We start from the raw sequence: 25,842 nt of genomic DNA, 5'->3' as shown, positions 1-25,842 counted from the left end.
TTATTTATATTTTGATAGTACTTGATCTGATTTAGTCTCTGACATTTCAGTAAAGAAGTTTTCTATTTTTGTTGCGGTAATATCTTTTAATTTGATGTTTCCAAAATATTTTTTCACGACAACTAAATAATATTTTCTATTTATTTTGGTTTGAAATGAAGCTTTCCTATCTCTTATCTTAAAAACGATATCAGCATATTCACTGAATTTCATACTACTCTCGTCCTTTGCTATTCCAAGGGTTTTTTGAGCTTTCAATTCTTTGATAAATTTCTCCATTTCTTTAACTGCTTTATTTTTCGCTGTTTTAGTATTACCATTGATTTTAATTGTTTTAGTAGTCACTTTTAAGAATACTTCTATGTAAGAAATATTCAAGGTGATATTGTAAATATAGTTGACTCATATGGTAGTATTAAGGTATCATATATATATGATGCATGGGGAAATATTATCCATACAACTGACAATACAGGTAGTTTAGAATTAGCTAAAAAGAACCCATATCGTTATAGAGGGTATCGATTTGATGAAGAAACAGGATGGTATTATTTACAATCTAGATATTATAACCCTGAGATAGGTCGTTTCATCAATGCGGACGGGTTGATTGGAGAAACAGGAGATATTCTAGGTCACAATATGTATGCTTATACGCAGAATAATCCGGTGATGATGGTTGATCCTAGTGGTGAATTTGCATGGGTTAGTTATAGTAGGTGCTGTAGTTGGAGCAGTAGCAGGAGGAGTATATGCTTATTATACAACTGGTAGCGTTGATTGGAGATATGTTGCTGGTGGTGCTTTAATCGGTGCCGGTGTAGGATTAGTTGCAGAAGCTGCTATAGCATACTTTGGAGGAGGAGCAGCTTCTATCACAGCTGGCGATTTAACTGGTGGAGGATTATCAGTTGGAAGTAGTGGTATGGATGTAGTCCAACAAGCTATTCAATCACAACAATCAATAGGTATGAATGTTGATTCGTGGGAATCTACTTTTTTAGAAGCTGGTGATATTGTTTGTGGTATGTTGCCAGGCCAAGGTAATTATTATACTAATACAGAATTTTTAGACTTGGGTTTATCCAATGCACAATTATATAATGGGTTACAAATTGCAGGAAATCCTGATTACCCTATGCGTGATTCGATGGGCTTTTATCTTGTAATAGATAGGGTTCAAGTAGCAACAAGTTATGTCGCAAATAATACTACCTTTGGCTCAGGAGGATTAAGACAATAATATACCTAATGCAAAAGAGGTTCTGGAAAAACTTGTAGAATATGTAATAGGATAGGGGAATTTAAATAATGATAGACTTAAAAAATGGATCTATTTATTCTGATGATAATATTTTGCTAGCATTTAAAGGTATACAAAAAAAAGATTTGGAAATGTTATATAGAATTTATCCACATCATGAAAGTAATACATTTGTTACTCTTCAAAATGTAAAATTTATGAGTAGGATTTGCACAATCAGTTATTTGATAACTACTGATAATACTAGTGATATCTCAATACGTTTTACAAAAAATATATATAATCATGTAAAGTCACTATATGATATAAGTAAAGAAATGCTAAAAAAAATTCATGAAATTGATTGTAAAATAGTAAATGACATAACTGGTACACCGACTGAATCAGTTTATAATTGGGGTTCAATCAATCCCATATATAATACTAGAAGCTGGGATTCATACATACTTATAAGATATAATAAATGATTTCTTAAAAATTAGTTTTGTTAATTTTTATTAATTAATTATTAATCGTTCAAGTAAGTTCTTATTATAATAAAGGAGAACACTTTTACGTCATTTAAGTAATTCTACATAAAATTATCAACACTATAGTACATACACACATAGAGAGCTTGGTTTTGATAATAAGAATGTTCAAACAACAGCTTAAAATACAAATAAAAGGGTTTCCCGACATTGAGTAAATCATACAATTATTAAACTGATGATATCAATGTTAGGAAACCCTTAGTTTTTAAGAGACAGATTCAGTTACAAGAGGTTAAGTTGGCAAAATAGATGTTTATTTTATAATCTCATCAAGATTTGTGTAAACAATTAATATTTAACTAAAAAATTAATAATAAAAAAATAATAAGCTCTTAGTGCTTATTATCCTGATTAACGGAAGAGTTCACTTCAACTCTTCTTTTTTTTATGTAATTTTAGTTTATTCATTAACAATATTTTCTTCATAACGTTTAACTTCATGTTCTGGTATTCTCCAGTCAGTACCGATTTTAAACGCTTTTAGTTGTTTATTTTTGATTAATCTTCTTATACTGTCGACACAGCAATCCCAATGTTTTGCTAGTGTTTTTGTTGTGTATGTCATATTTATTCTTAAACTCCTATCTAGTTATAAATTATTCAGTCGTTCCATTCAAAAAACTTTCAAACCATTCTTTTAAAATTCTGTATTTTGGCTTTTTTTCAGTTCCGATATTTACTGTCTTTATTCTCCCTTCATGGATGAGTTTATAAACAGTCATGATATCACAACGTAAATACTCAACAATTTCTTTTACTGTTAATACTTCGTTCATTATTCCTCCCATTTTTGTAGTGTAAATTAGAGTTTTATTAGAGTTTATAATCAAAATATTGTGTTACACTTAATTTATCAAATTTTGATTTATTTTTACTTTGGCAGTTTTTTGACAGTTTAATTACAGTTCATTATACATTATTTATGCTAAACTTTAGTTACTCTTATATATCATATATTTATTAAATCATTCCTCTTCTTTGTCATCGGTTAATGATTTATATACTGCTTTTAATGTTTTGAGTATTTCTGGAGTCATATTGCTGTTAAGAGTATATAATACCGAAACACCTTTATCTAAACCATATATGAGGTTTGTTGATTTTAAATCATCATGTTTTTTTACTATTTTATCATAAGGATAATCATCAAAATTCCCCCCTAATTTTTCTACGTATTCTTTGATAAATTCTGGGCTTGTTTTTCTACGTCCTTTCTCTAAATAATAAATATAAGAAGAATCTTTTAAACCTATCTTTTCCGTAGTTTCGTCCAAAGTGTACCCTAAATTTTCTCTTATGGATTTAGTTATATCACCATATGGAAATTTAATACCTTTTACTAAATAGTCTAATGTTACATCAAAGATAATAGATAATTTTTCTAAGGTATCTGCATCTGGAGTTCTGTTATCAGTCTCCCAATTAGAAATTGTTTGTTTTGTTACATTAAGTTTATCTGCTAAATCTTGCTGCTTCAATTGAATTTTTTATTTATAACTTATTCTACAAAATTTTACATAATTTGACATATTTTTCCAAATAAATCCATTTTTATGTTATAATGAATGCGTTATCATACTATGAAATAAAATTAGGGGGAGTTGATATGTAATTAAAAAAATTATTCTAAGAAGTATTGTGATTTTAGAAACTATACAATAACTATGTATTCAATTATTAATGTTATGAAAGGAAAAGTATGAACTTGTATTTTTAGTGTACAAGGATATCGTGCAAGGGTATTATGATGTTTAAAAATATTATGAAAGCTAGATTGTTTAAGAATGTTAGTAGAAAAACAAAAAAGAAAATGAAAATAATAGTGACTTTCATTTTAGCGTTCTCACTTTTCTTATCAAATCTACCTATACAAAATTTTTTTGAAGTTGTTGGACAGACAAATAATAATCTATATAAAAAAGAAAAAAAAGAAAAAATTAAAAATTATGAGCGAGATGTTGTCTATGAGTTAAGGGAAAAACGCGATCAATATTCGAAAGTGTTTTTGAAAGATGATTATTCATATGAAAAAGTCATTTATGATGAACCGGTTCATTTTTTGAAAAATAATGAATGGGTTGATATTAACAATTCACTCACATTGAACAAGGTAACGAGTGAGTATGAGAATAAAGATAATGCATATAAGATAAAATTACCTAAAGAAATCAAAGATAATAAACGGTTTAAATTAGATTTTGAAGGGTATAAAATAGAATGGTCATTACGAAATAGTTTAGTTAGCAATATTGATATTCAAAAACAAAATATAAAGAGTGATGATCCTCGCAATCAAGAAAATATTCATCAATCGATTATGTACTCTAATGTATTAGAAAATGTTAACTTAGAGTACATCTTAAAAGGTGAAGAAGTAAAAGAAAATATTATTTTAAATCAATATATAGAAAACTTTAGCTTAACCTTTGATTATAAGATTAAAGGATTAAGTATTTCCTATAATGATTCTGGAAATTTAATTTTTGTTGATGGGAATAAAGAAATTCTTCATTTTGATTCATTATATATGATTGATGCGAAAGGAGAAATCAGTGAAGATGTACAGTTAAGTATTACAGAACAAGGTAATCATCAGTACGAAATAAAAATTATTCCTAATGATGAATGGATAAGGAGTAGTGAACGTCAATTCCCAATCAAAATTGACCCTACAATTAAAATGTCGCATACTTCAACAACATCTATTAGAGATAAATATGTCATTAAAGGTTCTAGTAATCCATATGATAATTCATTTTTAAAAGTTGGGAATAGGTCAAGCACAGTTTATAGAAGTTATTTAGAATTTGATTTAAGTCAATTTCTTGATACAAAGATTATCAATTATGCATTACTTGAATTGAATGTTTACAGTAAGAGTTGTAGTTCTGTATGTCAAATTAATTTGTATGGTGTAAGTTCCTCTGAAAATTATACTGATATTACTGGTTCGAATTTACCAAATTTAGAAGGCTTTTACCGTATTTTTGATTATGAGAATTTATCAAATAGTGATAAAGTTTATGATGATATATTAGATACATATAACAATAAGACTACTTACTTTTGGGATTTTACCAAGTTAATGCAAATTTGGGTCAGCAATAAGGAAACAAAAGGAACTGTAGAATTACGTAACAATAATGAAAATTTAACTAGTAATTATGTCTATTTTAATTCTTCAAGTGTTACGAGTATTCCACTTAAACCAGTTGTTAAAATCGGATTTAATGAACAAGTTGGAATTGAAGATTATTGGACCTATCATACTCAAAATGCAGGTGAAGCAGGAATAGGATATGTAAACGATTATACTGGCAATTTAACGTTTATTAACACGCTTTATCAAACTAGTACAGAGCGGAATTCTTACAGCCTTCAACATGTTTATAATTATGTAAATCGAAATGTGAATAAAGGGTACGGATATGGTTGGAGTGTAAATTTTGATCAACGTATTTTTTATGATAAAGAAAATAACTTATATTATCATTTAGATGGAGATGGAACTAAGCAATATTATGTGTTTGATGAAAAAAAAGATTGTACATGTTTTATAGGAGGAACAGGAGGAATTTACTTCTATAATATAATTGAACAAAGTGAAATAGAAAATGATGGGATTTGTGGATTAGCCGAAAATGGTACAGGTACGATTATGCGACTTAGTAATAGTCAAACTGATAGTAACGGTGAAGTCTTATATTATAATACAGTCAAATTATTTGATAAGAATTATAACATAAAAGAGTTTGAATTAATTTCTGGTGGACAAGATACCGATAGAGAATACATATTAAAAAAGGTTAGGGATTATACAAGTTATAATAAAACTTTAGACAAGTATGAAAATGAGTTAGTAATTACCCATGTGACAATAAATAATGGACAAAATTATGTAATTGATCGTGTAACGGATGCTATAGGTAATTATAATAAATATTTATACTCAAATAACCTTTTAGTTGAATTACAAATCGTTAAAAAAAAGAGTGATAATAAATATTCACTTCTGAAATGGATAGAGTTTAAATATGGAAGTGGTACACCTTATTTAGATCAGGTTATCCACTATTATATAGGATCAGCATCTGAGGGGATTAATGATTATGATTATGATAATGATTATGGTTTAACACAAGCTAAAAATAGTACAACTCCAGGTGTAAGTTACCAATATAACAGCTTAGGTCAGGTCAAAACAATTCAACAATTTAATGGTTCAAGTCTTGGTGAATGGGTAGATATAACCTATGCCACAAAAGCAACAACGTTTACTGATGTTTACGGAAAAAGTATAAGATATACCTTTGATAATTATGGTCATACAGTGAATGTTGCGGATAGTAATGGAAACGCCAAATTTCTTGCTTATCAAAATATTTATGATTACAAATACGATGATTTTGATATATTCATGTACAATCAAAATCATAAATTAATATCCGAATCCAATACAAAAAAGGATAAGTTTAACCCTGTGAAAGATTACAGTTTTGAAGACCTAACATTTTTATCACATCCGAATGGATGGTATATATATAACGGTTCAGCAAATGGAACAACAATTCACTCAAATGATGGTGTATTCGGGAATAGTAGCTTTATGATTGTAAACACTGTAAATAGCGATATTGAATTAAGACAAGATTTAGTATTGGATAAAGGAATATATACCTTATCAGGCCTTATTAAAAACCCAAATAATACGACAGGGGCTTATTTAGCGATAGAAAATTATAATAGCCAATATATAACACTACTTGAAAGCTCGCCTAAAAAAATTTATAATCAGCCAGGATGGCAATATTATTTCATTGAATTTGAAGTCACTCAAAATAACACACCATTAACTATAGCACTTCAAAATGAGGTTACTGTTTCTAATCAAGATTCAACTTCATCTGCCAATTTTGATAACATACATATCAATCGAAATTATATTGAAGAAGAGAATAATATGATCTTAGATGATTCATTTGAAGACAACAGTTCAAATTGGGTAGGTTATTTTTCAAATGTTCCTTATGCTGCTAGAGCAACAGTCTTTGATGAAATTTTAGGGGATCGTGCAGCTCGTATTTCTGGTCAGCTTAATAGTGAACTATCTTTATGGCAATCAATTGATATAAATCATTTTAATAATATGATAGATTTGGGTCGTACTGAAGATGGTCAATATTATATACCTAGAGGAACAAATATTGTTTTTGGTGGTTGGGCTGAAGCAAAAATGTTACCTGATAAAGAAAACTATAACCGAAAACTACAAATACAGTTAATCGTAACTGATGTATATGGTTATGAAAACACTTATAAAATAGATATGAATAGTGAAGTAGATGATTGGCAACAAAAGCTAGATTCAGTCATTTTAACTGACGACATAGTGAATTTAAAAATTCGGCTTGTGTACCAAGGTACAGGATATGCATATTTTGATAATATCCAGCTTTATATTGAAGAGTTTGGGAATAAATATCATTATAGTGAATTTGGAAACTTAATCGGTGTTACTGATCCAAAAGGGAAAATGACTGATTATTGTTATGCGGCAACAGGTTCTGGAGAGTGTTTTTATTTATCAGATTACCTCACATATGCATCAACTTTAGAACAAGGTTATGAGAATTATAGACAAGCTATTAGAAATGAGTCTTATTATAGGGTCGAATTGAATAATGTATTAGGTGTCAAAACATCAGATGGATTAGAAATTCGTTATACATACGATGACTTATATAAATTAACTACTCAATCATTTACAGATAAAACCAATAAGACATATCAATCTTCATTTGGTTATAATGAGAATGGTCAATTACTCGTTACACAAATTGGGGATTTACATGGTGAATACATAGAACAAACAAATTATTATGATGAAAATTCATTTAACCAATATCTTGATAAGTATATTGATGAATTTGGAAATGAAGTTGATATAGATTACAATGCGGTAAATGGTTTACTAGATGAAGTTAAGAATTATAATAGCTCTATTAAATATGATTATGATGATTTTGGTTACTTAGAAACGGTTAAAGGCTATGATAGCCCAGAACCGGCAACTGATACACCTATTACTTCTAATCGATATACGTATCATAATGGATTAATTGAAAAGATTTATGTAAATGACTTTATTTACTATTATACTTATGATGATTTCGGAAATGTCATAAAAGTCCAGTTATTTGATAGTAATGAAAATTTAATCAACACTTTAATGACTAACAATTATGAGACAGTAACTAAAATGGTAATGGGAGAACCTTATGTTATTCAAACAGGTAAATTACTTTCAAAGGTATTTGGAAATAATAGTTCAATTGTCTATAGTTATAATGATGATCAAGTAGTGGATGGAATGAAAGATTACTCAAATAGATTAGAGAAAGACTATCGATATGTTTACAATAGTTTAGGACAAGAAGTAATTGTGGTTGAACAATTAAGTAGTCAAAACTCTATTTACTATTATAATAAGAGTAATAATTTAGAAAAAGTGCTCGATGAACAAGGAAATGTGTTACAATTTGGGTATGATGAAACATTAGGGTATGTTAATGAATATATACAATCACTATTTGGTGTCACAATCTCAACTGAATTTTTATATGATGAAAACACTCAAAATTATGATCAAACAACTTTTAAAACAGTTAATGGGCGAGTAGTTGTTAAAGATTATCAGTATTCAACAGATGCTTTAAATCGATTAGAAACAATTCAAATTACAATAGATGGGCAAAAAATTAATATCGATATCGAATATGACGATTCATCAGTTGTTCATGGAAATTCAACAACTCGAATTAAGAAAATAGAGTTGTCAAAAAATGATTTAGTATTTAGAACCATGACTTATAATTATGATGAAGTCGGAAATATTAAACAATATGTTGACAAAGATAATTCAATGAATCAAACGCTGCAGTATAATTATAAATATGATTCACTTAATCAACTACTTCGTGAAGATATCCATACACCATCTAAACAAGTTACTAAATCATATGAGTACGAAAACCATGGGAATATTCAGTATGTTAGAGAGTATAATTACACTGATCCAATGCTTGAAATCTCAGGAACACCGATTTCAATTATAAAGTATTTTTATGATAGTGAATGGAAAGATCAATTAAAACGAGTATCCTATGTTGATAGTAGTGACACCGTATTATCAGATATATATAATTCATCTAGTTATGATGGTCAAGGAAATCCTGTATATAACAATGAGTATTATTATTATTGGAAGGGAAGGGAGTTAACTGCTGTTTTTGATAGGGTATCATTATTTGCGACATATAAGTATAATGATCAAGGGATTAGGATCTACAAGAAAACCCATTATGGTGAATACACGTATCAATTAAATGGTGATAAGGTTATTTATGAAGAAATAAAACGGTCAAGTTCAACTGATAAAATTACGTATACATACGATGTAGATGGAAAATTATTCAGTATGATTGTCAACAAAAATAATGTAACAACAGAATACTGGTATATGCGAAATTTACAAGGAGATATCATTGCATTACTGGACAATAATGGTACTCAAGTAGTAAAATATACATATGATGCATGGGGAAATAAAATTGATACTTATGACAATTCAGGAATTGATCTAGCTAAATTAAATCCATATTGTTATCGTGGATATCGATATGATGAAGAGACAGGTTGGTACTATCTTAACAGTCGTTATTATAATCCTGAGATTGGTAGATTTATTAATTCGGATGGGTTAATTGGAGAAATTGGTGATATATTAGGTCACAACATGTATTCGTATTGTGGAAATAATCCAGTTATGAGAGTAGATCCTAGTGGTTATGCCTGGTGGAATTGGGCATTATCAGGAGCTGCCGTTGTTGGTGGAACTGTTCTATGTTTTGTGCCAGGAATGCAAGTGATTGGTGTTGGTTTTATTGTAGGAGGAACCTCTGGTCTGGTTTCGAATACAATGGACGCTCTTGGAGTAGACTCTAAATTAGCTTGTCAGATATCAGCAGGAATTGATATAATCGGTGGGACAGCATTATTATTTACGCCGTTTGCTTCCGTTGGTGCAAGTATGATAGGATCAGGGGTAGGATCATTTGCTGGTGGGTATATAAGTGAGGGACTAGGAGGGAGTTATGAACTTGGCTCATTCATCGGAAGTATTGGTGGTGGTATTGCTGGAGGAAAAATTGCGGATACATTCTCAACAAGGTATTTAAATAATATAGTAACGAATCCATCTGCAATAGAAGGGCAATCGCTAACAAAAGTGAAAATGGCTACCCGGTTGTCATCCAAATACAAAGTGGGTGTTATGCAACGCAGCAAGTCTAATCCATATGGAGGGTTCACTGCAACTAACAAGATGAATGTATCTTATGGTTATATACAATATCATCCAGGAACTTTACGACATTACAATGGAGCACCATATTGGAAAGTAACGAGTTCTTTTAATAAGGCAAAAAGATTTCCCTATTAAGGAGGTTTAAATGTTTAAAGAGAGAAAAGAAAATCACAAAATACGAAAGGAAGATGTTGATTATTATATTGAACAGGCAAAAACATTGGCTTTGACTTATGAAGAGCAATATAAACAATTAAGTAATCTTGATGACTATATTACAAATGATATTGCGAGCGACTGGATTTGGAATGATTTGAAAAGCGGTGTAATTCTCATGTATACTCAAAGTTTAATAAGTGATACTGTGATTACTTTGTATAAAGAAATAAATAAAAATTTCTATGATGTGTCGATTGATGGTTCATTTTATGATGAGAATTTTTGGACACTAAATGGATTGAAAAACCATCCACTTTGGGAAGAACAGAGACAATTGGCACGAAGGATTTTAAAAATTTTAAAAAAGATTGATTTATAGTGTAGATATGAGTACTGGTAACAACTGTTTCACAAGTACTTAGACATCGGAACAGTAATGTTACAAAGCAGTATATTGTATTAATGATAAATACAACCGTAAATTTCGACAAATTATACATACGTTAAGCAATTTATAGACTTTATGAATAATATTAAATAATACTAGGGATATTAGTAGTTTATCACCTATAACACACGTCGACAGTGTGGTTTTGATATTAAGAATGTTAAAATAACAGCTTAAAGATTCCAAATATAAAAGGGTTTCCTGACATTGAGTAAATCAAACAATTAATAAACTGATGATATCAATGTTAGGAAGCCCTTAGATTTTAAGAGACAGATTCAGTTACAAGAGGTTTAGTTGGCAAAATAGGTGTTTATTTTATTATCTCATCAAGATTCGGGATTTAAAAAATAAATAAACAATTAATATTTAACTAAAGTTAGCAACAAAAATTATAATAAAAAAGATAATAAATTTGAAATGGATTACTGGTTTAGATATAATAAAAAAATAAACATAGTATCTACTGTTGTAGAATGTACAACTGTAGGACTTGATGTATGAAATACATGGTTTAATGAACAAAGTTGTAATACAAACGGTCAAAGAGAGGAAAAATAGCCATTCAATTAGCAGGAACTTATGCAAATAGGGTAATAGGTACATATGGAACATCAGTAATCAGTATAGGTATAGCTGGTACTATACCAAGCACATCATTCTTACTTGCAGCTGTGGGAGGAGGTATAATTGCTGGCAGCACTTATGCAGTCAGTAAAGGACAAGAATACCTATATGATTTACTTGGTATTGAATAGAAGAGGTGAATAAAATGAGAATATATAAACCAAAATTAACTATTAGTATTTTTAAAAGTATTTTATATTCGCTAAATTCAATTTAAGTGTTGATATTTTTTTATTGTTACATCTATGATGTAATAAGTCACTTTATAATGAAATTATAAAGTGAGGTAATTAGAATGATAAATAAAATAGATTTAATTAATGAATTAAATAAACTATCTATAAAGAATTATGAAGATGTTTTTAGTTTCATTATGTCTTTCAATAACCCTATAGAATCTAAAAGCGATATTTGTTTGAATTGTCCACATTGTGGTTCAGTTGAGTTTGTTAAAAATGGAAAAACAAACAAAGGAATTCAAAGATACATTTGTCGCGAGTGTAATAAATCATTTTGTGATACATCTAACACTCTTCTTTATAGAAGTAGATGTACTGAAGATATATGGTTAAAATTTATTGATTGTGAAATATCAGGATTATCTTTAAAAGAAACTGCTTATTATAATAATTTAAGTATCACAACTTGTTTTTATATGCGACATAAGCTTTATAAAGCAATCAGAAACTTAAAGATGAAAGAAACTTTATCTAGTAAAGTTGAATTAGATTGTATTTATACAAAGATAAATCTTAAAGGAACCAAACCATCAAATATGCCTAGACATAGTAAAAAGAGAGGTAATACATCTGCATATTCAGGTATATCTCATCACAAAGTATGTATTGTCGCTGCAATCGATGAAAATGATAATATGTTGCTTGAGATAGCTGGAGTTGGATCGGAATCAATGGAAAAATACACTAAATATACCGATAAATTTATGGATACAACTTTAATTATTTCTGACAGTAAACCATGTATTCAACAATTTGCGAATAATTTAGGTGTTAAGAATGATAAAGTTCCTGTGATAGCTAATAAAAAACGTTATACTACTAATCTAGGTAATAGTTTAGGTGATATTAATCAATTGGCTACCGGGATTACTAAGATTATAAAAAATAGTCATGGTGTATCTATAAGACATTTACAAGATTACTTATCATTTTACCTATATAAAAAACAATTACATTATAGAACTAATCGAAAAGATCATGCAAATATAATGTATAACTTATTAAAATACAATCATCATTTATCTAATAAGGATACGTTAAATTTTGATTATCCAATATCTTTAAAAGATGCTTATTATGAATATCGATATGGGATTTTTGCATAATCATCAACACTTAAATTGAAAAGAACGTTTATATTTACTTTCTTTTATTTTAATGAATATCGTAGTTAATTTTATAGAAGATGACTTTTCTTTCTCTCATATTATGATGATTGTAGGTTATTGTATTTTTCCAATTGTTTTACGTATATCATTACTTAGAAAAACGTATTTAAATTCAGAACAGATCTTTATTGAAACGACTATTTTTATAAAAAAAACTAGATATTCTTTTACATGGAAAGAAATAGCAAGAATTGAATATAAGAGAAAAAAATTAGTGTTAATTAATAATACAGGGTTGAAGTTAAATTTTAGTAGAGAATGGATAAATTATAATAGTTTATTTAGGCAGATATATTCTAGAGTTACTAGATATAATCCAAGCTGTATAATTGATAAATCTTTCATCGATTATATAAATGATTTAGAAAAGAATTCAAAAATAAACTAAATATGTTGTGGTAGCTGTGCTAGTATTAGTTCCAGAGGTAATACTAGTTATTACAGCAGTATCGATATTTGGGAGTTGCAATTAGTGGTGTTTCTGTAACAGTAGCACAATAGGAAATAGCTACTATAGGATTACTGATTCTGTTGTAAATTATTTATGAGTAAAAAATATTGAACAAGTAGATATAAATATTTTTTTGAAGGAAGTAAGTTATACAACCGAAAAAACTATTGACCAAATAAGATAAGGAGTGGTACAAGGTTGGAGAACATTGAAATAATAATCTCTAATTTAAAAAGGGATTATGTAGATTTAATTGTTTATAAGAATTTCAATTGAAACAAAATAAAGTTATTTCTTCTCACTTCTATAATGAAATTGAAAAAAAAGATATGGAATTATCAGATGTTTGGAGTCTGAGAGAATATTACTCAACTTCAAAAACAGGATATTTTTTTGCTGAAGAATTTTTTTAGACTCAATTTTTTTCATATAACCTTTAGGTTTATGTTCCACTTCTCGCCAGCTGACTTCGAATTATCTCTTGCTGTGAAAGAAGTGGTTTTTTGTTTTCCATTTATTTTATACCTCTCTTGATAAGATACGACTTTAACTTCTTTTTTTTATTATGGAAGCCATCCTCATTCCTCATATTATGTTTCCAATTTGCTAAATTGTCTTTAGCAAAATTTTACCCTAATGTCTAAATTTACTTATATTATTACAGAATTTTATAAAAAAAGAATATGAATAAAGGTTAATAAATTATTGCTTTGGGTTTGCTATTAGCTTCTTTTCATACAGAAAACACGTAGACTATTTAATAATTCACTAATAACTTGTCTACAGTCTAAGTGTAGAAGATATTAAATTTGTCAACATTTTATTCTTATTAATAATTGGTTCTACAAAATTTTACAATTTATGACAATATTTTCCAAAAATGTTAATTTTTGTGATATAATCAATGCGTTATTATATTTCAGAATGAAATTAGGTGGGGTGAGATGTAAATAAAAAAATAATTATTCTAAGTTGTATATGATTTTAGAAACTATACAATAACTATGGATTTAATTACTTATGTTATGAAAGGAGAAGTATGATCTTTGTACTTTTTTGTGTGCAAGAATATCATACAAGGTATTATAATGTTTAGAAGGAATCGATTAAAATTAAAGAAAGAAGAATGTCCAAATTCATATCTTGTATTTAAAAAATTTGCAAAATATATTTGTTTAGTTTTAGGTTTAACAATGGTTTTGTCATCAGTTAATTGGAATGCTTTTATAACTAAAGCAGATGATACTGTTATTCAATTTCCAACAGAATCAAATAATCAAGATATAGATAAAGAAGATATATTTGAAAATGAGTATTTGGATAATAGTTTAGTTCCTATTGATTTTGAACTTACTGAAAATAGGACTGAATATGAAAAATATTTTAGAAAAATAGATGGTACATATGAAGTTGCAATCTATAATCAACCTGTACATTATTTTAAAAATGGAAAATGGGAGGATATTGATAATAGATTAAATGAAAATAAAGATGAACTAGAAACTAAAGCAAATAAATTTAAACTGAAATTTCCTAAAAAATTAGATGATAATAAAAAAATCAAATTAAAAATGGATGACTATAGTATTGATTGGAAAGTTCTAGGTATTGATGGATCTGATGCACAGTATGAACATAATAAGATTAAATCAAATGATAAAAGGGAACTAACTAATATCAATCAGACTATAAAATATAGAAATATTCAAAATAACGTAGATATAGAATATTTAGTAAATGGAAGTAATATAAAAGAAAATATTGTTCTTAATGAGTATATTTCTGATTTCAGTATAAGTTTTGAATATAAGTTAAGTAACCTAAAAATTATTCAAAATGATGAAGAGCAAGTTTTATTCGTTAATGAAAATAATGATATTATCTTCACTTTTGATGAACTATATATGTTTGACATAAATGAAAATATTTCATTTGACATAAATTATGATATTAAAAAGACAGGTGATAATGCTTATTTAGTAACTATTACACCTGATAATAATTGGATGTTAAATGCAAGTTATCCAGTCGTAATTGATCCAACATTAAAAAGCGATACTACATCTATGTTGATTTACGATACATATATTTCAGAAGCTAACCCTAGTACAAACTATTCTAGTTCTTCAGAGATGAAGGTATCAAGTCTATCCTCTGCTGATGAATATAAAGGATTATTATATTTTTATATTCCATCTAGTATAATGGATAAGGTTATCACTTATTCTCATTTGACACTAACAAAAAAAACAGCAACTGAAGGTCGTCAAATAAATCTTTATAAAAATTTAAAAACATTTTCGAGTTCGAGTGTGACTTGGAATTCTTGGATTGAAACTCTTGAACCAAGTTATGATACACAAGTTGTTGATTATCATTTTGTTGATTCAAATAATAAATACATATTCGATATCACTAGACCAGTTAAAGAATGGCAAGCAACTGGTGATAATAGGACAACTGGTTTTACAATAGCTGATGAAATGGATGATGATGAAGTGTTAGGTTCATTTAATTCAGTATACCAAATGGGTGATAGTACATTAACTAATAGACCTACGATTACTATTGGATATGAAGAACCGTCAGGTCTTAAAGATTACTGGACATACACATCACAAGACATGGGAATGATTGGAACAAGCTATATTAGTGATTATACTGGAAATTTAACATTTGTTAGAAATGACTTTAGTTTGAATAATGAATTTATGTCGTTATCACTCAGTTTCTTCTATAGTAATTATACAAGAAATGAAGATATAGGATATGGAGCTGGTTGGCGAACAAGTTATAGTATGCAAGTTCTCAAAGATTCAGTTAGTAATAAATATTACTTATTAAAACCAGATGGCGACAAAGTTTTCTATATGAATGAAAACTGTGAACAGGTATCAAGTGCTACTTATAGTTGTGATGCGATTTCAGAAGATGGTTCAAGGATGTTAATGGAGCGTAATATTTATAATGGTAGTAACCTAGATTTCCAAATTACAACTAAATCTGATATAGAATATAATTTTGATTCAACTGGAAGGTTAGAAAATATAAGGAATGTTAAAACAAACCATTATATAAGGGTCTATTATATTGATTCAACATCAAAAAAAATAGATTATGTTAAAGATGAAGCTGATAATAGAATTGATTTTACTTATGATTCAATTAACCATAAAATTATAATTGAGTTAAAACTTAAACAATCTGATGGAACATATAGACCTGTTGAGGAAAAGAAATATTTTTTTGATTGTTATAATAATTTAGACTACATTTCGCAAGGGTATAGATACGGAACAGATACAAACACTTCAACTTCAATGGTGTACGATTATACATTACAATATTACTTTGACAGTGACCATAAGTTAATTAATGCATACAACGAATCAAAAAATTTAGTTTTAAAAAATAAAATTGAATATCAATACTCCACAAATAACCAAGTGAAAAAAGTTATAGTTTCTGAAAATTATAAACAATTAAGTGAATTTGATATTGTTTATGACTATAATAAGACTACATATACTGATTACTTAGGTAAATCAATTTATTATACTTTTGATAATTATGGACATACAACTAATATTTTAGATGATTTTGGAAATTCAACATTTTACAAATATTCAGGATTATTTACCCTTGTTGAAAATGACGAACAAAACGAATTTAATTTATTAAACTTAGAACCGAATTATTACAACAATCATCATCTTTTATATAATTCAGATGTTTTAAAACAACAACAAAATCCAGTAAGTAATCATGGCTTTGAATATGACTTGAGAATTGTTGATGAAATTACTGGTTGGAATATTTATGAAGGTAGTGATGGAAACGTAGGATTAACTTCTGCTGAAGCTTTAGTTGGTGACAAATCACTTAAAATAGAAAAAGGAACATCAACTGCTTACGCTTCACAAAACTTTCATTTAGATGCTGGAAATTATAAAGTTGAAGCCTGGATAAAAAATTCTGGAGGAGCTCCAGGAGCATATATAGATGTTATTTCACCTGATATAAAGGGAAAAATTAATAAAGTTTATAGTACAGATGGTTGGGATAAGTATGAATTAATATTTACATTAGGTACAGGTAAAACTATTACAATAAAACTCATTAATGAAAGTGTGTCAACTGCCTACTTTGATAATGTTCAAATTGTTGAAGGTTTTGTAGATTCTCGTTATAATATGGTGTCAAATAATTCTTTTGAAGATTTTTATAAGGGGGGATGGACTTTAAATGGTGCAAATTATGATGATATTTATGAATCAGGTGAATTTGAGGAAATTCTTGGAGGTCATGTTATATCAATAATTGGTGATAGTAGCACACGTAAATCATTTGAACAAGATATAACTAACTTTGTAACTGAAAGAGAAACTTTTATAGTTGGAGGATGGGCAAAAGCCAATGCAGTTCCAAATAAAGCATTTTTCATAAATAATGAACCATATGATATAATTGATACATATGATACTGTTTCTGACGGTAGATTTTTTGGTCTCATGGTTATAATGGATTGTGAAATAGATGGTTGGGAAGTAAAGGTAACTAAATATTTGACCTTTGATCCATCAATCACAGATTGGCAATATCAAATGCGAGAGTTTGAACTACCAGGAAAAATTAATAAAGTTATAATAAAAGGTGCATATCAAGGGGAAGGAACAGCTTATTTTGATAATTTACAATTATACCATGATAAGATAGGAACAGAATATACATACGGTAAGACAGGTAATTTAGATAGGGTTGTCGATAAAAATGGTGAAACTACATCATATAAATATGATTCAAACGATAATGTTGAAACGAAAAAATCTAATGATGTTACTACTAATTTTAAAAGAAATACATCATATCAAATTGAAGAAATATCAAGAAATAACGTACATACCACCTTTGAATATGACCTTGATACAAATCAATTAACAGATACTAAAGTAGGTTATGATATAAATCTATCTATCAATGAACAAGATAAGTGGTTTAAAACATCAACAACATATACTACTGACCATCAGTATATAAACTCTGTAAAAGATGAATTTGGTAATATTACAACAATGTATACTGATCCTACTGTATCACTTATTACATCCATAACAGATGCGTTAGGAAATTCTAAATCTTTTATTTATGATGAACATGGTAATATTGAAGATTCTAGTATTCAAGATATAGACACAGGTGCTAATATAAATGTTAAATATGAGTATGATATATATGGTAGATTATGGAAGATTATACGAGATGGGTTAGTATATGAGTTTGCTTACAATAGTATTGATCAAATTACATCTGTTAAAATAGCTGATGTTACGGTTATATCGTATGATTATGTTGAAAAGTATATTCAGGATAGCAATAAAACATATTATACAGATATTCTAAATAGTCAAACGTATGGAAATGGAGACATCATTAGTTTTGAATATACTGATGAAAATCAAATAAAGAAAATTAAATTTAATGGTAATGTAAGATATGAGTACGAATATGATTCTAGTGCAAGATTGTCAATATATAAAGATATCTACAATAATAACATCTATTTTTATTCATATGATTTAGCTGGTCGATTAGAAGTAATAACTGATAAAGATGATAATGAAATCCAATATATCTATGATAATGATGGAAATGTGAGTAAATATGTATATGAAATCGGAAATATAAATAGAGGTGTATCTTTCCATTATAATTCCACAACTGGAGAACATGACTTTACAACTTATGAAGTTAATGGAACCGATATTAGAAAAAATATTAATTACCAAGAGGATTCTCTTAGAAGACTAGATAATATTGAACTGTTGATTGGAGCAAATACATTTACAAAACAAATTGGTTATGATGACTATCTTGTAGATTCTTCAATGGGAAATGCGACTAACAGAGTATATTCAATAATCTATAAAAAAAATGGTACTGCTGACGAATATCATTTCTATAATTATGATGCAAATCATAATATAACGTCGATTAAGGTTAGAACAGGTACCGGTACATTAATAGACCAATATGATTATCAATATGATGGTTTTAATCAGCTTGTAAGAGAAGATATATGGATAAATAGTGGTGATACTTCCTTTACTAAATATTACCATTATGATACAAGAGGTAATATCACAGATGCAAAAACTTTTCTATATGGACAACAAGATTATAAAGAACCAACTATACCTTCTTATTATGAAGTAAGTACAGGACTTAATTCTGTAAAAATGTATTATAATGATGTTCATGATTACAATGATATTTATAAGCTGAGTATTGAAGAAAGTCCATCTTTATCTTTTACTTATTATGATGTAACTAATCAGATGTATATTACCGGTATGACTACTACACAGACTTACTCAAATTTAAATATTTCAAAAGAAGGATATTATTATAGTAGTTATACTGCAACTGATGAGAAATTATATAATATCGAGTTCAAGATTGTTTTTAAGGTAGGAAGCCCAGAGGATTCACCAAATGTACCACAAAAACATATGAAATATATCTATGATAATGCATGGAAAGACCAAATAAGTTCTATACAATACTTTAAAAATGGTACTTATTTTCAAACACATATATTTGAATATGATAAGAGTGGTAATCCTACTAACCTGTATGATATAAGTATCGATGGTTATGATAGTAAGACATTTAATTGGGATGGAAGACAACTTACTTATGTAAAAGGACATAATTATCAAGCATATTACAAGTATAATGACCAAGGTATCAGAACCGAAAAAAAAGTACAACCTAGTTCAGGAAATGAAATAATAACAAAATACGTTTTAGATGGTAATAGGGTTCTAGTTGAAGATAATGGAACCGACCTAATCTACTATACATATGATGTTGATGGCACATTACTAAGTATGAACCTAAATGGAAATGAATATTTCTATATTACTAATTTACAAGGAGATATCATAAAACTGGTTGATATAACAGGTAACACTGTGGTAAAATACAAGTACGATGCATGGGGAAACATAGTAGATAAGTACAATGACCCATCATTAGGATTTAATCTATCAGAAAAGAACCCATATCGTTATAGAGGATATCGATTTGATGAAGAAACAGGGTATTATTATTTAAATAGTCGTTATTATAATCCTGAGATAGGTCGTTTCATCAATGCAGATGGTCAATTAAATGAAGGTATTTTAGGTAAAAACATGTATGCCTATACAGAAAACAATCCAGTTATGTATGTGGATCCTAATGGTGATTCCATAATCTTAGCCTGTATAATCATTGGTACAATCATTGGAGCAGCTGCTGGGGGTACTGTTGCTTATAACGTTGCAAAAGAAAATGGTGCTGAAGGATGGGAATTAGCAGGCTGGACTGCACTAGGAATTGTAGGCGGAGGAGTAACAGGAGGATTTTTAGGTTATTATGCTGCACCAAGTATTACTGGTTTATTAGGAGCACAGATTTCTATTCCAACAGGCTGGGCTCTAGCTAGTACTGGTGCAGGATCAATGTATGTAGTTACATCAACGGTTACAATAAGTGGTGCCCAAGTTGCAACAGCAACAGCTTTGACAGGACTAATGTTTTTTGCAAGTAAGAGGGATTTGAAAATGGTTAATGATGCAGCTAAAGAGGTTGGAGTTGATAGAGATCTTTTTGGTGAATATATTCACGAGGTAAAAGCAGAACTTGGAATGAAGCCAAACCAAAATTTTAAATATAAAAAACTAATAGATTTAGCAAAAGAACTTCTTAAATCAATAGGAAGGTAGGTAGAATAAAAATGGATATTTCTGGTAGTTTTGTATTTAGTATTAAAGATAAAAAACTGAATTTTAAAGATATTGAGGATAATTTGCATATTGAACCTACTAAAATTATAAAAAATGGTCAAATGGTTGGAAAACTAAAAAATTATGAAGCACCTTATGACATATGGTCATTTGAGATTAATATTATCGATTATAAGAATATTTTTAATGATTTATTAAATTTACTTGAATTATTAAATCCATATTCCGAATATATAAAAGAAATTAGTTTTGATAATAAAAATGTTACAATAGATTGTTATCTTCGTTCTAATTATGGTCAAATTGGCTTTCAAATGAATAATAAAATATTTAAAAAATTAGTAGATTTGGGTTTATCATTAAACTTCCATATACTTTCTTATGGAGAAGCAACAGATTAAATAATGTTTGTGACCACTTTATTAAAGTGGTCACAATTTAATTTTTTTAAATATAATATTTTATAATGACTAGATAAAACAACAAAAAAGTCAAGGATGTGGAGACAGGTTGGACTATTTACAATCAAGATATTACAATCCTGAGATTGGTAGGTTTATAAATGCTGATGGTATTGTTGGAAAAAAAGGTGTTATATTATCACATAATATGTATGCATACACATTAAATAACCCTGTCATGGGAACTGATCGGCTCTTTGTCAAGTAGTGTGGGTAGAGAATATCCAATAAACTGACATTGAATCAATTATGAGGATTAAGCTGAATGCTTAAGCCTTTTTTTATTTACACATACTTGTGATTAGAATTCAATTAACAAAAAAAATAATAAGCTCTTATATTAGTGCTTATTATCCTGGTCAACGAAAGAGTTCACTTCAACTCTTCTTTTTTTATTTAGTTTTAGTTTATTCATTATCAGCATTTTCTTCATAACGTTTAACTTCCTGCTCTGGTATTCTCCATTTAGTACCTATTTTGAATGCTTTTAGTTGTTTATCTTTGATTAATTGTCTTATGGTTGCTGTACTACAATCCTAATGTTCTGCTAGTGTTTTTGTTGTGTATGTTATATTTCTTCTTAAACTCCTATATGGTTATGTAGTTCCATTCAAAAAGTTTTCAAACCATTCTTTTAAGATTCTGTATTTTGGCTTTTTATAAGTTCTGATGTTTACTGTTTTTATTCTCCCTTCATAGATGAGTTTATAAGCAGTCATGATCTCACAACGTAAATATTCAACAATTTCTTTTACTGTTAAGTAGAATTAACAAAAGATTCGTTATAATGATAATGGAATAAGAACTTATAAAAAAATAGCAACAGATTAATTAAATTATGATGAATATATATATTATTTAGATGGAGATATGGTATTATCAGAAAAGATAAACAATGTTGTTAATAGAACAATTGTATCAACAGATAATATTTATTACACCTATGATGTTGATGAAACACTAATTAGTATTAATTATAAAGGACAAGAATACTTTTATATAAGAAATATACAAAATGATGTTGTTAAAATTATTGATATAACAGGGAAAGTTGTGGTAACATATAGTTGCAATGCATGAGGTAATATCATTCAAACAAAAAATTACAATGCAGATGGAATAGAAAAAACTGAACTTGATATAGCAAAAATAAATCCATATCGTTATAGAGGATATCGATTTGATGAAGAAACAGGCTGGTATTATTTAAATAGTAGATATTATAACCCTGAAATAAGTAGATTTATTAATACTGATGGTCGATTAAATCCTAGTATTCTAGGGAAGAATATGTACGCTTATACTCAGAATAATCCAGTAAATTATATTGATCCTCATGGTACGTTTAGTAATCTGCTACATTATTTGCTTCTGCATGCTTTGAAGCAGCAGCATATACTGCATTATTCCCTGGTGCTGGGCAAGTTATTTCGGCAGGTTTAATTGTTGTAGGTGTTACAGGGGCAATGCTTATTGAACTCAATGAACAAGATGCACTACCACCTTTATTACCAGCTCCATCTGGATATCCAAATCGTTGAAATTATCATCGTCTTGATTCATACGGACATCCAAATAATCCTACACCAAACGGACATGGTCATTTACTAGGTACAGGTCTTTTCATGCGCGGTCAAGGTAAATCTATAGATGTTTGGGGTACAGTTGTTGATTGATTTAGTGAAGCAGCACATTGGATTATTCGTTAAATTGAAAGGAGATTGAGAATATTGAATTGTGTAGATTTTTTAACAACAATCTATCTAGGGGATAGAATTATTAAAAAAATAATAATTGATTCTTATAATAATAAATTAGAAATTCATTTAAATCGAATATCAAGAATAAGGAGCATAGATGGTAATTGGCATTTTTATAATAAGGAAGATATTGAAAATGGTATTATTGTAATAAATGATATTAAAAATATTGTGTTTGATGCTTCAGGATTGTTCCCAAATGATGAGATATATTCAATTTACGCTACAGAATTAGATAATGGATTTTATGATATTACAATTGAAGCAATTCATGCAGATGAAAATATTGGATGTCATGATATTACGATTAAGGTAATTGGTAAAAGTATTCATTTAGTTAATCCCAATAGTGGTGAGATTATAACAAATTAAAAATAAGAAAATGGTTTAGATTAAAATGGGGTTTCTACTATTTCGCTTTCATATATATTGCGAAATATTAGTAACATAGCAGTCTTAACACATCTTGTTTTTGGAAATATCTAATGGAATCAACATTATTTTCATCATTATAATGAGAAATATTGCCTATAATAAAAGAAATAGAGAATATAAGGCTGTTCCATTTGTTTCTGCAGGAGTTGGATATATTGCATACTTTATAGCTAAGGATTTGTCTAAAGTACCACAAGAATATGGAGCATTTATTATTAATATTTCATTTTATACAGCTATTGTACTATCTCTATACAAATTAAGTAATTTGATTTTGAAGTGGTTTTTAGCTATAAAGTTTGATATAAATGAATATTCTAATATAGAATAAAAATTATGGTTTGATACAAAAAAATTTAAAAAGTATTTTGATTAAATTATTTTTATTTCATCCCAAATTGTATAATTAAATCAGACAAATAAAGGGTCAAAAAAAGACATGTATGAATATCATTCATTTTGCTGTTACATTACCATTGAGTATAATAAATTTACTATTTTTATTTTATGACAATAGACTATAAAAAAAGAATAAACCTGTAAAGGATTAATACATTCCAAAAGAAAAGGTGATCAACTAAGATTGTAATCACCTTTTTTGTGGTCTTCAGTATAATTAGGTTACTAGCTTAATCAGGTTGGTAACCTTTTTAATAATCACTAAGATTTATTTTTGGGTTTAAAATGATCATTTAATATATCATCTATATCCTTATTCTTCTTAAGATACCAACCAGCTGAAATTTGAGTAGATTGGATGCTAGTACTTCGGTCATTTGTATGATAAATTAAATCAATGAAAGTCATAATCATGATACATAGAAAACTATCTAAATCATTATTAAATATAGCATTGTATATTTCTGCACTCCATTTAACAATAGGCTCTTAGAATTAAAAGACTTATGTAGGTCTTATCAAAATATTAAGACAATGCGCACTAGAACAAAGATTCAATACGTTGCCTATCTTGAACAAGCATTTCCTGAATTACATAAGTATTTCAAAGGAAATCTTCATTTAAATATTGCTTATAAGCTTCTAAAACAATATCCATTACCCACTAAAATAAATAAAGTCCGAATTGATTCTCTAGCTAAATTACTACACAAGGCTTCTCACGGTCGGTATAGTAAAGATAAGGCCATAGAGCTTAAGGAACTTTGTTTAACCACAGTAGGCATCCAAAGAGACTCTTTAGGCTTTCAAATCCAGCAAGCTATTGAACAAATCGAACTTTATTCAAAACAGATAGAGGAAATTAAAAACAACATTGAGACAATTGTCTTATCGCTTAATTCACCAATCCTGACTATCCCTGGTATGGGGATAATTCAAGCAGCGATTATTCTTTCCTCTATTAAAGATATTACACTGTTTTCTTCTCCAAGTAAAGTATTAGCTTATGCAGGATTAGATCCTAGAGTCTATCAATCTGGTAATTTTAAAGCTTCAACCACAAGAATGTCTAAACGTGGTAATAGAATGCTTCGTTGGGCATTAGTGTATGCAGCTTATAATGTATCTAAAAATAATAAAATATTTAAAGATTACTATGACTTAAAGATTTCTCAAGGTAAATCTCACTATAATGCGTTAGATCATGTTGGTCATAAATTGGTTAGAGTAATTTACAAAATATTAACTACTAATTCTTCTTTTAATTTAGCTTAATTTAACTTGTGAATTTTTTCGCCATATTTATGGTTCTTTTAGCATATTCATTTTAATTAAACAAATGTTTTATAAAATTTTGTTATTTTTCGCTTGACAATTCATAGTTGGTCTCATTTGCGTATATTATAACAAAATTTAATAAAAAAAAGAATATGAATAAATATTAGATTAATATCAGCAACTATAGGTTAATAAATTACTGCTTTGTGTTTGTTATTATCTTCTTTTTCATTAAAACACTTAGACTATTTAATAATTCACAAATATACTTGTCTACAGACTAAGTCTAGCAGATATAAAAATAGTCAATAATTTACTCTTATTAATAATTGATTCTACAATATTCTACAATATTTGACAATAATTTCCAAAAATCTTAATTCTTGTGATATAATAAATGCGTTATTATATTTCGAATTAAAATTAGGAGGAGTTGGTATGTTTTTGAAAAAATCATCTAACAT

Annotated in this window: 20 protein-coding genes and 1 pseudogene; 15 read left to right on the top strand and 6 right to left on the bottom strand. The window is 28.2% G+C overall.

The annotated features are described in order from the left end of the window. Positions 1-345, bottom strand: a complete 345-nt coding sequence (locus KHQ81_06235; protein ID QVK19287.1) for a hypothetical protein — start codon at positions 343-345, stop codon at positions 1-3. Positions 346-372: 27 nt separating this feature from the next. On the opposite strand from KHQ81_06235, the gene KHQ81_06230 reads away from it, so the two are divergent. The 3 genes from KHQ81_06230 (at position 373) to KHQ81_06220 (ending at position 1,731) form a co-directional block, all read left to right on the top strand. Continuing rightward, positions 373-774: an RHS repeat-associated core domain-containing protein gene (locus tag KHQ81_06230; protein ID QVK19577.1), complete on the top strand. Its 402-nt coding sequence runs from the start codon at positions 373-375 to the stop codon at positions 772-774. Beyond that, positions 698-1,243: a hypothetical protein gene (locus KHQ81_06225; GenBank protein QVK19286.1), complete on the top strand. Its 546-nt coding sequence runs from the start codon at positions 698-700 to the stop codon at positions 1,241-1,243. Before KHQ81_06230 ends, KHQ81_06225 begins: the two co-directional genes overlap by 77 nt. 68 nt (positions 1,244-1,311) lie before the next feature. Next, positions 1,312-1,731: a hypothetical protein gene (locus KHQ81_06220; protein ID QVK19285.1), complete on the top strand. Its 420-nt coding sequence runs from the start codon at positions 1,312-1,314 to the stop codon at positions 1,729-1,731. 466 nt (positions 1,732-2,197) lie between these two features. On the opposite strand, the gene KHQ81_06215 is transcribed toward KHQ81_06220, so the two are convergent. The 3 genes and pseudogenes from KHQ81_06215 to KHQ81_06205 form a co-directional block, all read right to left on the bottom strand. Continuing rightward, positions 2,198-2,362 (bottom strand): helix-turn-helix domain-containing protein, encoded by a 165-nt coding sequence (locus KHQ81_06215; GenBank protein ID QVK19284.1) that lies wholly within the window; start codon positions 2,360-2,362, stop codon positions 2,198-2,200. A gap of 31 nt (positions 2,363-2,393) precedes the next feature. After that, positions 2,394-2,573 (bottom strand): helix-turn-helix domain-containing protein, encoded by a 180-nt coding sequence (locus KHQ81_06210; protein ID QVK19283.1) that lies wholly within the window; start codon positions 2,571-2,573, stop codon positions 2,394-2,396. A 564-nt stretch (positions 2,574-3,137) separates the two neighbouring features. Further along, positions 3,138-3,281, bottom strand: a pseudogene (locus KHQ81_06205) (helix-turn-helix transcriptional regulator). 263 nt (positions 3,282-3,544) lie between these two features. Between KHQ81_06205 and KHQ81_06200 the strand changes: the two are divergent. From KHQ81_06200 to KHQ81_06170, 7 genes are all read left to right on the top strand, one after another. After that, on the top strand, positions 3,545-10,297 hold the full coding sequence (locus KHQ81_06200) for a DNRLRE domain-containing protein (GenBank protein QVK19282.1): 6,753 nt from the start codon (positions 3,545-3,547) through the stop codon (positions 10,295-10,297). Positions 10,298-10,307: 10 nt separating this feature from the next. Then, positions 10,308-10,700, top strand: a complete 393-nt coding sequence (locus KHQ81_06195; protein QVK19281.1) for a hypothetical protein — start codon at positions 10,308-10,310, stop codon at positions 10,698-10,700. 991 nt (positions 10,701-11,691) lie between these two features. Then, a complete protein-coding gene (locus KHQ81_06190; GenBank protein QVK19280.1) occupies positions 11,692-12,741 on the top strand; it encodes an IS1595 family transposase in 1,050 nt (349 codons plus the stop codon). A gap of 52 nt (positions 12,742-12,793) precedes the next feature. Then, positions 12,794-13,192 (top strand): hypothetical protein, encoded by a 399-nt coding sequence (locus KHQ81_06185; protein ID QVK19279.1) that lies wholly within the window; start codon positions 12,794-12,796, stop codon positions 13,190-13,192. 1,151 nt (positions 13,193-14,343) lie between these two features. Next, positions 14,344-21,024, top strand: coding sequence for a DNRLRE domain-containing protein (locus KHQ81_06180; GenBank protein QVK19278.1), 6,681 nt, complete (start codon positions 14,344-14,346; stop codon positions 21,022-21,024). A gap of 11 nt (positions 21,025-21,035) precedes the next feature. Then, a complete protein-coding gene (locus KHQ81_06175; protein ID QVK19277.1) occupies positions 21,036-21,446 on the top strand; it encodes a DUF4279 domain-containing protein in 411 nt (136 codons plus the stop codon). 73 nt (positions 21,447-21,519) lie between these two features. Beyond that, positions 21,520-21,714 (top strand): hypothetical protein, encoded by a 195-nt coding sequence (locus KHQ81_06170; protein ID QVK19576.1) that lies wholly within the window; start codon positions 21,520-21,522, stop codon positions 21,712-21,714. A gap of 199 nt (positions 21,715-21,913) precedes the next feature. On the opposite strand, the gene KHQ81_06165 is transcribed toward KHQ81_06170, so the two are convergent. Further along, positions 21,914-22,024 carry a helix-turn-helix domain-containing protein gene (locus KHQ81_06165; GenBank protein ID QVK19575.1) on the bottom strand — a complete coding sequence of 37 codons (111 nt, stop codon included), beginning with the start codon at positions 22,022-22,024 and terminating at the stop codon, positions 21,914-21,916. Between the two features lie 78 nt (positions 22,025-22,102). Then, the gene (locus KHQ81_06160; GenBank protein ID QVK19574.1) at positions 22,103-22,225 is read right to left on the bottom strand and encodes a hypothetical protein; all 123 of its coding nucleotides are present in this window, start codon (positions 22,223-22,225) and stop codon (positions 22,103-22,105) included. A gap of 151 nt (positions 22,226-22,376) precedes the next feature. On the opposite strand from KHQ81_06160, the gene KHQ81_06155 reads away from it, so the two are divergent. The 5 genes from KHQ81_06155 to KHQ81_06135 all read left to right on the top strand — a co-directional run bounded on the left by KHQ81_06155 (position 22,377) and on the right by KHQ81_06135 (position 25,375). Then, on the top strand, positions 22,377-22,586 hold the full coding sequence (locus KHQ81_06155) for a hypothetical protein (protein ID QVK19276.1): 210 nt from the start codon (positions 22,377-22,379) through the stop codon (positions 22,584-22,586). 6 nt (positions 22,587-22,592) lie between these two features. Continuing rightward, positions 22,593-22,949: an RHS repeat-associated core domain-containing protein gene (locus KHQ81_06150; GenBank protein QVK19573.1), complete on the top strand. Its 357-nt coding sequence runs from the start codon at positions 22,593-22,595 to the stop codon at positions 22,947-22,949. A 287-nt stretch (positions 22,950-23,236) separates the two neighbouring features. Then, positions 23,237-23,638 (top strand): hypothetical protein, encoded by a 402-nt coding sequence (locus KHQ81_06145; GenBank protein ID QVK19275.1) that lies wholly within the window; start codon positions 23,237-23,239, stop codon positions 23,636-23,638. A gap of 94 nt (positions 23,639-23,732) precedes the next feature. Continuing rightward, complete coding sequence (locus KHQ81_06140) at positions 23,733-24,032, top strand: hypothetical protein (protein ID QVK19274.1); 300 nt, start codon at positions 23,733-23,735, stop codon at positions 24,030-24,032. A 602-nt stretch (positions 24,033-24,634) separates the two neighbouring features. Continuing rightward, a complete protein-coding gene (locus tag KHQ81_06135; protein QVK19572.1) occupies positions 24,635-25,375 on the top strand; it encodes an IS110 family transposase in 741 nt (246 codons plus the stop codon). The last annotated feature ends 467 nt before the right edge of the window (positions 25,376-25,842 follow it).

This window comes from Mycoplasmatota bacterium, assembly GCA_018394295.1.
In the GTDB taxonomy this organism is placed as follows: Bacteria; Bacillota_I; Bacilli_A; order Haloplasmatales; family Haloplasmataceae; genus JAENYC01.
Note: the sequence above shows the minus strand (reverse complement) of the source record. Positions and strands in the feature narration are given on the sequence as shown.

Bases quoted from the DNA above. Each gene is read 5' to 3' on its own strand.
- KHQ81_06135 (QVK19572.1), top strand. From the start codon at position 24,635: ATGCGCACTAGAACAAAGATTCAATACGTTGCCTATCTTGAACAAGCA.
- KHQ81_06160 (QVK19574.1), bottom strand. From the start codon at position 22,225: ATGACTGCTTATAAACTCATCTATGAAGGGAGAATAAAAACAGTAAAC.
- KHQ81_06195 (QVK19281.1), top strand. From the start codon at position 10,308: ATGTTTAAAGAGAGAAAAGAAAATCACAAAATACGAAAGGAAGATGTT.
- KHQ81_06210 (QVK19283.1), bottom strand. From the start codon at position 2,573: ATGAACGAAGTATTAACAGTAAAAGAAATTGTTGAGTATTTACGTTGT.
- KHQ81_06185 (QVK19279.1), top strand. From the start codon at position 12,794: ATGAATATCGTAGTTAATTTTATAGAAGATGACTTTTCTTTCTCTCAT.
- KHQ81_06220 (QVK19285.1), top strand. From the start codon at position 1,312: ATGATAGACTTAAAAAATGGATCTATTTATTCTGATGATAATATTTTG.
- KHQ81_06155 (QVK19276.1), top strand. From the start codon at position 22,377: ATGGTATTATCAGAAAAGATAAACAATGTTGTTAATAGAACAATTGTA.
- KHQ81_06180 (QVK19278.1), top strand. From the start codon at position 14,344: ATGTTTAGAAGGAATCGATTAAAATTAAAGAAAGAAGAATGTCCAAAT.
- KHQ81_06190 (QVK19280.1), top strand. From the start codon at position 11,692: ATGATAAATAAAATAGATTTAATTAATGAATTAAATAAACTATCTATA.
- KHQ81_06215 (QVK19284.1), bottom strand. From the start codon at position 2,362: ATGACATACACAACAAAAACACTAGCAAAACATTGGGATTGCTGTGTC.
- KHQ81_06200 (QVK19282.1), top strand. From the start codon at position 3,545: ATGTTTAAAAATATTATGAAAGCTAGATTGTTTAAGAATGTTAGTAGA.
- KHQ81_06175 (QVK19277.1), top strand. From the start codon at position 21,036: ATGGATATTTCTGGTAGTTTTGTATTTAGTATTAAAGATAAAAAACTG.